Origin of the sequence: Paracraurococcus lichenis, from assembly GCF_030657435.1 — a bacterium.
GTDB classification, from domain to species: Bacteria; Pseudomonadota; Alphaproteobacteria; order Acetobacterales; family Acetobacteraceae; genus Paracraurococcus; species Paracraurococcus lichenis.
The window spans coordinates 17,639-29,774 of sequence record NZ_JAUTWS010000064.1; the positions used below are offsets into that span (position 1 = coordinate 17,639).

The 12,136-nt window shown below is 65.0% G+C and carries 12 protein-coding genes and 2 pseudogenes; 2 read left to right on the top strand and 12 right to left on the bottom strand.

Annotated features, from left to right (window positions below):
* Position 1: 1 nt before the first annotated feature.
* The gene (locus Q7A36_RS31775) at positions 2-1,030 is read left to right on the top strand and encodes an ABC transporter permease (RefSeq protein WP_305107812.1); all 1,029 of its coding nucleotides are present in this window, start codon (positions 2-4) and stop codon (positions 1,028-1,030) included.
* Positions 1,031-1,764: 734 nt separating this feature from the next.
* The gene (locus Q7A36_RS31780) at positions 1,765-3,378 is read left to right on the top strand and encodes a hypothetical protein (protein WP_305107813.1); all 1,614 of its coding nucleotides are present in this window, start codon (positions 1,765-1,767) and stop codon (positions 3,376-3,378) included.
* Here Q7A36_RS31780 and Q7A36_RS31785 read toward each other — a convergent pair.
* The 12 genes and pseudogenes from Q7A36_RS31785 to Q7A36_RS31845 all read right to left on the bottom strand — a co-directional run.
* Positions 3,349-3,762, bottom strand: a pseudogene (locus Q7A36_RS31785) (transposase); the annotation flags it as partial. The gene Q7A36_RS31780 and the pseudogene Q7A36_RS31785 sit on opposite strands and share 30 nt — an antisense overlap.
* Before the next feature lie 132 nt (positions 3,763-3,894).
* Positions 3,895-4,776 (bottom strand): annotated as a pseudogene (locus Q7A36_RS42125) (IS1634 family transposase); the annotation flags it as partial.
* A 150-nt stretch (positions 4,777-4,926) separates the two neighbouring features.
* A complete protein-coding gene (locus Q7A36_RS41760) occupies positions 4,927-5,085 on the bottom strand; it encodes a hypothetical protein (RefSeq protein WP_370655737.1) in 159 nt (52 codons plus the stop codon).
* Positions 5,086-5,099: 14 nt separating this feature from the next.
* Entirely contained in the window at positions 5,100-6,167 is a 1,068-nt protein-coding gene (locus tag Q7A36_RS31805; RefSeq protein WP_305107816.1) for an ATP-binding protein, read from the bottom strand.
* A complete protein-coding gene (locus Q7A36_RS31810; RefSeq protein ID WP_305107817.1) occupies positions 6,167-6,583 on the bottom strand; it encodes an anti-sigma regulatory factor in 417 nt (138 codons plus the stop codon). Before Q7A36_RS31810 ends, Q7A36_RS31805 begins: the two co-directional genes overlap by 1 nt.
* Positions 6,583-6,948 carry an STAS domain-containing protein gene (locus Q7A36_RS31815; protein ID WP_305107818.1) on the bottom strand — a complete coding sequence of 122 codons (366 nt, stop codon included), beginning with the start codon at positions 6,946-6,948 and terminating at the stop codon, positions 6,583-6,585. Before Q7A36_RS31815 ends, Q7A36_RS31810 begins: the two co-directional genes overlap by 1 nt.
* Before the next feature lie 3 nt (positions 6,949-6,951).
* A complete protein-coding gene (locus tag Q7A36_RS31820) occupies positions 6,952-7,767 on the bottom strand; it encodes an STAS domain-containing protein (protein ID WP_305107819.1) in 816 nt (271 codons plus the stop codon).
* A 52-nt stretch (positions 7,768-7,819) separates the two neighbouring features.
* Positions 7,820-8,203, bottom strand: coding sequence for a response regulator (locus Q7A36_RS31825; protein WP_305107820.1), 384 nt, complete (start codon positions 8,201-8,203; stop codon positions 7,820-7,822).
* 1 nt (position 8,204) lies between these two features.
* The gene (locus Q7A36_RS31830) at positions 8,205-9,665 is read right to left on the bottom strand and encodes an ATP-binding protein (protein ID WP_305107821.1); all 1,461 of its coding nucleotides are present in this window, start codon (positions 9,663-9,665) and stop codon (positions 8,205-8,207) included.
* A gap of 37 nt (positions 9,666-9,702) precedes the next feature.
* On the bottom strand, positions 9,703-10,023 hold the full coding sequence (locus tag Q7A36_RS31835; protein ID WP_305107822.1) for a hypothetical protein: 321 nt from the start codon (positions 10,021-10,023) through the stop codon (positions 9,703-9,705).
* A 59-nt stretch (positions 10,024-10,082) separates the two neighbouring features.
* The gene (locus tag Q7A36_RS31840) at positions 10,083-10,451 is read right to left on the bottom strand and encodes a response regulator (protein WP_305107823.1); all 369 of its coding nucleotides are present in this window, start codon (positions 10,449-10,451) and stop codon (positions 10,083-10,085) included.
* A gap of 25 nt (positions 10,452-10,476) precedes the next feature.
* Entirely contained in the window at positions 10,477-11,709 is a 1,233-nt protein-coding gene (locus tag Q7A36_RS31845; protein ID WP_305107824.1) for a methyl-accepting chemotaxis protein, read from the bottom strand.
* Positions 11,710-12,136: the final 427 nt, after the last annotated feature.

Here is a 12,136-nt window from a genome sequence, read left to right on the forward strand (position 1 = left end):
CATGTCCACGCCCGTGATCACCGCCGCCCCGACGCGCGACCCGCTCTGGCACCGCCTGCGCAGCCAGTTGCGCAACCTCGCGCCCTTCGCCACCCTGATCGTGCTGGTCGCGCTGTTCAGCGCCCTCAGCCCCTCCTTCGCCACCTGGGGCAACCTGGCGAACATCCTGCAGCAGGTCTCGATCACCGCCATCATCGCGGTCGGGCTGACCTATGTCATCCTCTGCGCCGAGATCGACCTCAGCGTCGCCAGCGTGGCCAATGCCACCGGCATCCTGCTCGCCTTCCTGACTGTGCAGGACGCCAGCGTGAACATCGCCAACCTGCCGCTGCCGGGCGCGCTCGCCATCCTGCTCTCGCTCGCGGGCTGCCTGGCGCTCGGCGCGGTCACTGCTTTCGGGGTGACGCGCATCGGCATCCCCTCCTTCATCATGACGCTGGCCATGCTGCAGATCGGCAACGGCATCGGCGCGCTGCTGGTGCGCGGGCAGATCGCCTACAGCGTGCCGGAGGTGATCGTGACGCTCGGCAGCGGGTCCATCGGCCCGGTGCCCTGGATCGTCGTGGTGGCCGGCGCCGTCCTGCTGCTCGGCCACCTCGTGCTGACCTACACGCGCTTCGGCCGCTACGTCTACATGGTGGGCGGCAACCGGGAGGCAGCGGAGCATTCCGGCGTCGGCGTCCGCGCGATCATCGGCGCGGTCATGGTGGTCTCGGCGCTCTGTTCCGGCCTCGCCGGCATGCTGGGCGTGGCGTATTTCGGCAGTGCGCAGCAGAACCAGTTCGACAACTACCTGCTCGATGCCATCTCGGCGGTGGTGGTCGGTGGCACCAGCCTGTTCGGCGGCCAGGGCGGGATCGGCAATACGATCATTGGCCTGCTGGTGCTGGGCGTGCTCAACAACGGTCTCGACCACATCCGCATGGACAGCTTCCTCAAGATCCTGATCCGCGGCCTGGTGCTGCTGCTGGCGCTGGTGATCAACGTCTATGCCCAGCGCCTGCGCAGCCAGGCGCGCACGGTGGGGTAGCGGAGGAACGCCGGGCGCGGCGTACCGCCCGGCAAGGTTTCCGGACCAATCCCCGGGGCCGCAGGCGGCAATCGAGGCTGAATCGCCGCGAGTTTGCCGGCACCTTCGCGCCGGGCTCCGGTGTCTCTGGGACGATCGGCGCCTTCTCATCGGTCCTACCACTGCCGCCGCCGCCCAGTGCCCGTCAGAACCTCCGCCCGGCGATAGCCGATACCCTTCGTGTCGTCGCTGACGCTATCCATAACATCGTCCGGATCCCCGCTGGTCCAGACCCACCCAGCACATCCACCGGCCGCGATGGAAAACGGGCCTCAAGCGACCGCTTACCGTTGGTCAACCATGACCGCAGGAGAGACATCAGTAAGATGCACTACTGGTCAAGCTTGGGCTGAAATCGATCGAAGCGCTTAGTAAAACATTAATATCTATCATTGCCGCGGACGTTCCACCGGAGTTTAGAAAAAACCCTGGATCACGGCCTTGCTTGTCGGTAGACAAGCGGTTGTCACACCTTATGGTTGATGACCTGACGGGTAGAACTATCAGGAGTTTTATCGCCGGCAAGAAATATCTGGCCAAAGCGTGCCAGGACTCATAGCTCCGAAGCGATCAACTCACGAGCTGTAGCTGCATTGCCGGCTGGGGTCAGGCCGTCCTGCCCTGCCGCATCCATCATGCCCGCATCATCAACTTAAAGTTGATATGCGGCGAGAAATAGCGCTGGAGTTTTCCAAATGGCAACAACTTACTATCTGGATAGTTCTTTCTCGGGCGCGAGCGACAGCAACGCCGGCACCTCGACCGACAAACCCTTCAAGACCTTGGCCGCCTTGAACAAGGCTTTCCAGCCCGGCGACACGATCGCCATCAAGGCCGGAACCAGTTACGCTGGTACGCTGAGCATCACTGCGGATGGCACTGCCTCCGCGCCGGTCACCTTCACCCGCTATGGCGAGGGCGCCGACCCAGTCATCAAGGCCACGGGCCAGACTGGCATCGACATGCGCGACGCAAACTATGTGGTGATTGATCATCTCGTCTCCCAAGGTGCTCAACGCGCCGGTGTCGCCATGGATGCGAACTCGGCACACAATACCTTAAAGAACATGGAAGTCGTCGATGCCGGTTTTGCTTATGAAATTACTGGCGCGCACGACAATTTATTCACCGGAAATTTTGTTCACGATCTGCATCTTGTGAACAATACGCCTGGTGGCGACGACGATTACGGCGGGGCAGCATTTGCCATTCAAGGGAACAACAACGAGTTCTCCTTCAACAAAATCCTGAACGCCAAAGCCCCTAGTTACGACTATGGCTATGACGGCGGCGGCTTTGAGACCTGGAAATCCGTCAGCAACATCAAAATCCACGACAACTGGGTGCAGGACTCTGACGGCTTCCTGGAAATCGGTGGTCAGGGAGCCGACGACGTAGTGAGCAACATTGAGATTTACAACAATATTTCGTACAATAATGGTCGATTTGGATGGCTTCACAATGACACCGCTGTCGGCAATTTCGGTATGACCATCAACGGAGTGAACATTCATAACAACACTATCGTCGAGCCGAGCGCCTACGTCATATCCGGATTTGGCGGCCCGGTTACTGAAGGAACTTTTAGCTTCACTGGCAATATTGTGTATGCGCCTATTTCCAATGTCGTCTTCAATCAATCCGGTAATTTTCACAGCAACAATTACTATGAAGCGGCCGTAGCACCGACCGGACCGGGTGAAATCAGTGGCAGCGTGAACTTTGTTAGCAACACGGGAGATTTCCACGTGAGGGCCGGCAGCGCTGCGGCGGCTTACGGCGCCTACACCGATGGCCATAATCCCGGCCTGCCGACCACCACCAGTTCCACTTCCCCAGGCTCCACCGGTACCGCCCCTAATCCTGGCGTGTCGAAAAGCGGCACCGCGTCGGCAGACACGATGAATGGCACGACGGGCAATGACACAATCAGCGGTGCTGGCGGCAACGACACCCTCAATGGGCTCGACGGTAACGATATCCTGCGCGGTGGCAGCGGCTACGACTCGCTGAGTGGCGGCAACGGCGACGACACGCTGGACGGCGGAAGCGGCGATGACGTGCTTACCGGCGGGGCCGGACGCGATGTCTTCCACTTCACGATAGGTCAGGGGTGGGATCGAGTGACCGATTTCATCCCCGGCACCGACAAACTGCATTTTGCCGGCATGACAGCTGGCAGCATCAGCGCCTATGCCCACACCTGGAACGGCATCTCTGGTCTGCAGCTCAGTTTTGCGGGCGACGGGGGTGGGGTGTTCCTGCAAGGCATCAAGACGCTACCGGTGAGCGACTTCCTTTTCGGCTGAGCCAGAGGAAGCGGTGCGGCCGCATGCGGCGGCACCGCTTCCCCGCCGGTTATCGCAGGGTAGCGTCCATGCAGGTGATGGATATTCCGGTTTTGGCCGGGGTGTGGAGCCATGGCCTGCTACTGATCCGGTCTGGGTGATCTTGAGCCATGCGGCGTAGCGGAAGGTCTTGTGCCCGAAGACGCTGCGGACGCGGTCGGGCGGCTTCGAGAGCTTGCGCATGTGGCCGATGGCGACGCGCCTGAGCTGCGCCTTGTTGCGGGCCGGCTCCTTGGCGATGACCGCCTGCTTCAGGTCGCCGTTGACACCCTCATCCGGGTTCAGCTCCGGGCTGCAGCCTGGGAGAGAGAACACCTCGATCTCGGTCTTCCGCCCGACGAGCCAAGTGCTGACCTTGGCCCGACTTCAGCACCTCGGATTTGCAGGTGGCTGATTTGGGTTGCCAAAAGGCGGGAAGTTTGGGGCGCGTGGCACCATGCCGGGGGCGGGCGCTGGCGGCGGGATGCCCTGGATCCGCGGCGGGATGGCGATGCCGCAGGCCCGCAGCAGCGCCGAGGCGGTCGCCCCGACCTCGGTGCGCACCTTCCAGGTCTTGCCGCCCTGGCTCACCTCGACCTGTTGCAGCCGGTCGAGGTCGCGCAGCACGTCGCCCCATTCCGGCGTGAAGCCCACGGCCCGGCAGCGCTCGTCCAGCTCCTTCTGCAGCACGAGGGAGAGGAAGGCGCAGAAGACGTGGCCGCGGATGGCCGCGTCGGACAAGTGGTCGATCGGTCGCGTGCGCAGCACGCCCTTGGTCTTGCGGAACAGGGTCTCGGCAGCCAGGAGCTCGCGGTACCTCAGCATCGCCTGCGGCGGCGTGATGCGGGCCTCGGCGCACTGCACGAAAATACCGTCGTAGCGGGCCTCCTCGGCAAGCTTGCCGGCGTCGATCTCGAAGGCTGGCCCGGGCCTGGCCTTGTCGCCCTTGCCGTCGGTCGGGGGGACGCGGCGCAGGTAGCGGCGCTAGGCGGAGTTGCCGATGAGTGCCTTGTGGCCGCGCTGCAACTGCGCCCGCAGCCCATCGATGATGGCCTGCCGGACAGGTCGCGCCGGAGAGCGAACAGCGCCTCTTCGATCTGGCCCTCGACGCAGCGCGGGGCGAAGGGCGTCGCTTGCGCCTGGCACCATCCGCGGCGTCCAGCTCCTCTCCCCGCGTCAGGCCATGGCACGGTGGAGGTGGTGCAGCGCCAGCCCGTCCGTGCCGGGGATGAGGTGGTCCTCGATCCACCTGTCGCAGGCCCGATCCGAGCCGGAGACGAAGAGCCGGTGCAGGACGGTGGCGAAGATGGTGCGCTCGACGCTGAACTCGAAGCCGCGGCCGGCGGGCAGGTCCTGGATGACCGCCGCGCAGCCGGTCTGCATACGAACGCTGGTCCGCCGGATCGAGATCGACGGCGACGACATCGAAGTGGTGTTCCGCGTGCCGCCGCCGGGCAGCGCTCCTCCTCCCGCTCGCGCTGGCAGCAACGCCCCCCGATTCGCAAGATTGTACAGGCGGTCGTCGAGCGGTCATTCACCTGGGCCGCCCGCTTCCGCCGCCTCGCCCGGGATCATGAGCGACTCCCGGAATCCGTCGCCGGCCTCCGCGTCATCGCTTTCATCACTCTCATGCCCACCAAGGCCATCGCCACCTTCAACTTGGTCCGTAGCATCGTCCAGCTCGCGCAACGGGTCATTTCCTGTCAGGCGGGCCTTCGGTTGGCCAGGACCATGATCGTTTGGTCGTCAACGCGCACGGTACAATCGCGCAGCAGCACCGCGGCGGCCAGGGTCGGATCGACATGGCGCAGGTGACGCTCATCGACAAGATCGGTCAGCCGCACGCAGCCGTCGCTGTGCAGGATGACAAGGTCTCCGGGATGCCACGGCACGCATGCTGACGGTGGTGGTGCTGCGTTGTAGCCGACAATCCCCCAACGGCTGCCGAGCGGGATAGCCCCTGCGCGGGACAGGACCTTACCAGCGATATTCCCGATGGCGGAGACCTCAACGGTGGTAGCGCCGAGCCTGAGCACCATGACCGCGGCGCCCCGCGTGCCGCGCAAGGCCGAATGGATCGCGGCGAGGATGGCCTGCAGGTCCTGATCCGCCGGCACCGTGGAAAAGACGCTTTCGACGCACCGGGCCGCGGCGGAAGCGGCGTCTCCGTGACCCAAGCCATCCACGACGAGCACCAAGCCGTCCGGGCGCGCTGCCCAGCCGTCTCCGCAAGCGCTGCAGCCGGTCATCGGCAGCATCGTCGCACCCACCCCGAAGGGAAAGGTGACGAGGGACATGGGCAGTGCCTGGCTGCCGCGACCTTGCACCTGGGCCATCACGGCCGTCCCCAGGCCCGGCTCGGAGTGGATGTCGAAGCGGTCGGACAGCCTACGAACCGCGCCCAGTCCATGGCCCAGGCCCTGGCCCTGGCCCTGGCCCGGAAACGCGTTGAGGTTGCGTCGGCCAGCCAGCGCAACCTCAAGATCGGCGATGCCGGGGCCGCGGTCGAGCGCCAGGCATTCGACGCCATTGGCACCAACCAGCGCCCGCCCGGACGCGTCCGCCGCCAGTTGACGACGCAGCAGCAGGACTCCGCCGCCGGCATGCCGGAGCAGGTTGGTCGCCAGTTCCGCGACAATGATCCGGACCCGGCCCAGGTCCTCCTCGTCGAGGTCGGCATCCGCGATCAGTTCCGTCATGACTGCACGCGCGGTGACCAGATCCGCCTGGCTCGCAATATGAACGCGGTGGTGGCAATGGACAGGCAGCATCAACGCCTCCACAGCACGAACACCACGCGGGTGCCGGTGGCCGGCGAGGATGCGATGGAGAACTCATGCGCCAGGCGCTTGGCGCCGGGAAGCCCCAGCCCCATGCCCTTGTCCGAACTGTAGCCGTCCTGCATGGCCCGTTCGAGGTCGGAGATGCCGGGCCCGCTGTCGGCAAAGATCAGCCGCACGCCGGTGCGACCGGGCGAGCTGATGTGTTCGACCGTCATCACCCCGCCGACAGCGTACAGCACGATGTTGCGGGCCAGTTCGCTCGCCGCGGTCATCAGCTTGGTCTGATCGACCAGACCGAAGCCCGCGGCACGCCCCGCGTCGTCCACGGCCCGTCGAACGGCGGGCAAGGTGTCCTCGCCACCGATCCGGACCGTCACATTCCCGCAGCCCGGGGCGGGAGCCATCAAGAGCTCCCGCCGAGGCGGGCACGGATATTGGCAAGGCCCTGCTCGATGGTGAGGGCGGTCGCGATGTTGCCGAGGTCCAGGCCCAATTCGACCATCGTGATCGCCACCTCCGGGCGCACGCCGACCAGGACGACCTCGGCGCCCAGCAGCCGCGATGTGGCGGCCAGCCCCGCAAGAACACGTCCCAGGAAGGAATCGATGATCTGCGCGAGCGAGACATCGATCAGGACCGCGCTGGCGGCAAGCTCCACGAGGCGGTTGCCGACCTCCTCGGCAAGCCTGTCCATTGTCCGATCATCAATCGCCTTCGGCAGAGCGACAACCAAGATCCCGTCGAATGCCAGGATTGACAGCGCTGCCACCGGTCAGGCCTTCGGGGCGACGGCGAGATTCCGTTGCGCGAAGCAGTAGCGGAGCCCTTCCGCCAGCGAGAAGCGGGTCTGGATGCCCGACAGGTCGATCCCCAGCGCGACCACGACCTGGGCGATGGCCGGACGGATGCCGGTAATGATGCATTCCGCGCCCATCAGCCGCGCCGCGGCGACCGTCTTGGCCAGATGCTGCGCGGTCTGGGTATCGACGGTCGGCACGCCGCTGATGTCGAGGATGGCATGACGGGCGCCCGTACGGGCGATCTCGAACAGCAGCTTCTCGGTGACGGCCTGGGCACGCGTGGAGTCCAGCGTACCGATGATCGGCAGCGACAGGATGCCTTCCCAAAGAGGAACCACGGGAACGGAAACGTCCAGGAGCTCCTGGCTCTGACGACGGATGATCTGTTCCCGGCGGCCGATGAAGGCGTCCATGGAATGCAGTCCCATGGCGTCGATGAGCTTCTGGAGCCCGACCGCCGCCATCGCGGCATGGCCGTGCCGCTCACCGAGAACATGCCTGAGGCTGAACACGAAAGTGGCCGTCAGCGAGGGAGCTTGTCCCCGCTCGGCGAACTCGACCGACAGCGAGGACAGCAGATCCTGCAGATCCTGCGGCAGGCCGCCCGAACCACTCTCCAACGCCTCCACCATGCCATCGTACAGGGTCGAGCAGAACTCCGCGACGGTGCGGCGGTCGATATGGAGCGAGCGCAGTCCGCCGGCGAGATAGTCGGCCCAGGCGGCCAGAGCGTCCTGGCGATCCCGCCGCAGCAGCGCCGGTGTCAATGATGCATCGGTGTCAATCATGGGGTTCTCCCTCGAGCGGCGCGGATCCTCGGCGCAGGCGCCGCAGCGGCCTTCAGGCCGCCTGTGGCAATAGTTCGGTCACGGCCGCGATAAGTTCTTCTCGCTTGAATGGCTTGAAAAGAATGCGGTCTGCGCCGAAATCGGTGCCCTCGCGCGTAAGCTGGTCGCGCGTGACGCTGCCGTTGGGAGCGCCGCCGGTGATCGCCAGGAAACGCATGTCCGGGGCGATCTGCCGCCCTTCGGCGATGACGGTGCTGCCGTGCTTGCCCGGCATCCAGATGTCGGTGATGACGAGGTCTATGCCGCCGCGCTGGAGCTGCTGCAGCCCGGCATCGCCATTGCCCGCCCCGAGCACCTGATGCCCCTGCCCTTCCAGGACCACGCGGAGCGACAACATGACGGAGGGGACATCCTCGACTATCAGTATGGTGGCCATGCTACCGGTCTCCCTGCGCCTCGGGCAGCAGCACCGAGACTGTCGTGCCGCGTCCTGGTGCACTACGAAGTGAAATTTCCCCACCCATCTCGCGGACCAGTCCGTAGGCGACGGACAGGCCAAGGCCGGTCCCCTGGCCGACAGGCTTGGTCGTGAAGAAGGGTTCGAAGGCCCGTTCGAGGACAATGCTGTCCATGCCACAACCGGTATCGGCGACCGCGATCCGCACACAACGTCCGGCACGCGCCGGCGCATCTGCTTGGTCTGTGGCGTAGTCACTGAGCGTCTCCAGCGTGAGCCGCACAGTGCCGGAACCGTCCATCGCGGCTGCCGCATTTGCGGAAAGGTTCAGGAGAACCTGCGTGAAAGCCGTGCGGTCCACTCTGATCGGCATGTCGTGGTCGCCCGGCTCGCATTCTATGACGATACCCGGGCCCAGCGCCTTGCGGACGAGCAGCAGGGCATCGCGCAACAGGCTCGCCACGCCTACTACCCGGGCTTCCCGCCGCTCAGGGCGGGAGAAGGCCAGCAGGTCGCCAATGATGCTTCGAGCGCCGAGAGCGCAATTCAGGATGACATCCAGATAGGCGTGCGTCTCGCCGTCCGGATGCAGGGCGAGCAATTCCTCCGTCATCAGCGTCACGGGTTGCAGCAGGTTGTTGATCTCATGCGCGACGCCGCCCATCATTCGGCCTAGCGCCTCGATACGCTGGCGCTGACGGTCGGCTTCCTCACGCTTGGCCTCGGCCGTGACATCGGTCTGCAGGCCGATATAGGCCGTGAGGCGCCCGGCTTCATCGCGAATGGGCGCGAGGACCACATGGTTCAGGAACGGAGCGCCGTCCTTGCGGTAGTTGACCAGCCGCACGTCGACCGGACTGCCGCTCCGCACGGCTTTACTGAGCATCCGGATCGCTGCCGGGTCGGTCTCCGGCCCCTGGAGGAAACGGCAGTTCATGCCGAGCTTCTCATCGCGACCGTAGCCGGTGAGTTCTTGGAAGGTGCGGTTGGCATAGATGAGCGGCATATTCGGCAGGCGGGCATCGGCGACAGTGACGCTGATCGGGCAGGCATCGATAACGGCCAGCAGCATCTCGCGCTCCCGCGTTGTCCCGGACAGCCGCTCCTCGAATTGCTGGCGGTCGGTTACGTCATGCAGCGTGCCGAAGATGCGCAGTGGCCGCCCGTCCGGCGCCTGCTCAATATTGGCATCGCAATGCACGAAGATCACGCGGTTGTCGGTGAGGACTATCCGGAATTCACCGCCACGCGCAGTGTCGATGGCAGGCTGGAAGATTCGAAGGAAGCTCTCGCGATCCTCGCTGCAGATCGCCTCGGCCACTGCGCCGATGCCCCGGCGATCGATATCGGGAATGCCGAAATGCGTGCCGGTCCATGCAAGGGTCCCGGCGAGCCCGTTCGGGTCGCGCGGCCAGTCCGGAAGGTAGTCGAAGAAGGCCATGCGTGCGCTGCGGAGTGCACGCGCCAATGGCCCGGCTTCAGCGCGCATCACCCCTCTCCGGCGCCACTGGCAGGGCGGCACGGTGGACGGCATGCCGGGTGTCGGAGACGTAAAGCTGTGCCAGCCGGATGGCTTCGACCCCGTCGGGCAGCAGGGACGGGGCCTGGAAGACGGCCTCCATCATCTGCTGGATGAGGTCGCGTTCCTGCACTTGGATGAACAGGATATCGCCCAGCGTGGCCTGCATATCGGCTGCCGTGTCCCGACCATTGCCCGCGGTCACCTTCACCTCGAGCTCGCCGAGCACGGCCGCAAGGCCGTTGCTGCCCTGGTCGAATTGGGCCAGCGTCTCCCGCATCTGGGCCGCCAATATACGGCAGACGCTGACGCACTCATCCCGGCTAGTCGTCACGGCGGTTAGCCGGAGATGAGTTGCTTCAGCGTGGCGAGAAGCGTGTCCGGCGGCGTAGGCTTGGTCAACCAGCCGGAAGCGCCGGCCGCACGCGCCTCGGACTGCTTTGGCCCCCCGGCTTCGGTGGTCAGGACGACGATCGGCACGAAGCGGGTGGCCGGGTGCTTGCGCGCTTCTTTGACGAAGGTGATGCCGTCCATGACCGGCATGTTGACATCGGTCAGGATCAGGCCGGGCTTCAGGCCGTTCTTGAGCTTCGTCATGCCCTCCTGGCCATTGGCGGCCGTCTCCACGACGTAGCCGGATTTGGTCAGGATTCGGGAAAGGCTCATCACCATGGTGGACGAGTCGTCGACTACAAGGACCGTTGTCATCTCTGGGAGACTCTCGAGAGGTTCGTTACAATATCGCAGCGTCGCGTGACGCAGGCTCGGCGCCGCCGGTCATGCCGTCGCCGATCTGCTGCAGCCGGCCACGCAAGCCGACCATGTGCCCGTCGACCTGGCTGGCCGTGTCGAGCACCATTTCCGCCAGCATCCCGCTATTGGCGGCGATCTGCGCCGCTTCCCGGATCTCGCGCGACAGGCTGAACACGGCGCCATGCATGTCGCCGAGGCTGCCGGAGACTTCGCGGGTGAGCGCCTGCTGCTCCTGCAGCGCGGCCGTGATCCGGCCGCTGGCGGTATCGACGGTCGTGATCGTGTCGAGCAGGTCACGCAGCGCAACGACCGATACATTCGTGGTCTGCCGCATCGAGGCGATACGACCGCCAATGACCTCCGTGGCACTGGCCGTCTGAGCCGCCAGTTGCTTCACCTCGGCAGCCACCACGGCGAACCCTTTGCCGGCTTCGTTCGCCTTCGCGGCCTCGATGGCGGCGTTGAGCGCCAGCATGCGGATCTGGCTGGCGATGTCGCTGATGAGTCCGACCGTGTCGGCAACTTCCTGCGCGAGGTTCGCCATGGTGTCGACACACTGGCGGGTGGAGCCGGCCTGATGCATGGCTTCCTTGATGACGCGCACCGTGCCTTCGACCTCGCGATCAATCACGCCGACCGCGCCTGACAGACCGTCACCGATGGTCCGAAGCCGTTCGATAGACTGTTCTGCGTCCGAGGCCTGCATCATAGACTGCTTGAACTGGTCGTTGGCCTGTTGCGCGGCGCCGGCCATCTCGGCGGCCATCTCGCGCATCTGACGGTTCTCCTCGACGACCGCCGCGATCGAGGTGTCGACCTGATCGATGATGGCGGAGCCGAACAACTCCATGGCGGTGTGCAGGTCGTTGGCGGTCCCGGTACCGACCGCCACCGCCGGCGTCGGCAGGGGCGCAATCGCGGCTGGTGCGTCGCTGTGGCGCGGAACTCGGCTGGCGGACATCGCCTGCGCCCACTGACCAACCAGAGCCATGCTGGCGAAGCAACAGATGGCGCCCATTGCAGCGAGAATTCGCGTGATCCAGGGCGCACCGGCCGTGAGCACGCTCGAGGCAGTCAGGAACCCCGCAAATCCCAATAGGGCACACAGCAGGCGTTGCCGCTCCGAAAGCCGCGTCTCTCGCACCGTCTTGCTTGCCGTGGTGGAAATCCCAGGTTCTCCGGATGCCACCTTGCAGTACGCATGGCCAGACATGCTAGAAAACCTCGCGAAGTAGGCGGTGTTGGATTGTGCCGTCTGGCGTCTGGGACATTAGGCTGATTGTCCATTTCTTGACGGCTCTGGTGCTCGCGCCAGGCGTCGATTATTTATGCGAACTCCATTAACGACCTGTTGACGAAACGCTCCGGCCGGGAGCCCGGCATCACGTGAGGTATGTCGCGACGCAGTCCGGGATGGCAAAGCTGGTGCTGAGCATCGAAGCCGCTGCCGCCATGGTGGTGCATTCGCATCATGGCTGTCGCCGGCGTAGAGCCGCGCTGCCCTCGAGGCGGCCAGCCACGGTCGCATCCGTGGCTGGCCGCCTTGTATCTCTCAGTTGCCTGCCGGTGGTGAGCCGGCGAGGCTGGCAACGGATGGCAGCCCGAGGCCGCCTGGGGTGTCCGAGCCCGTGTCTGAGCTT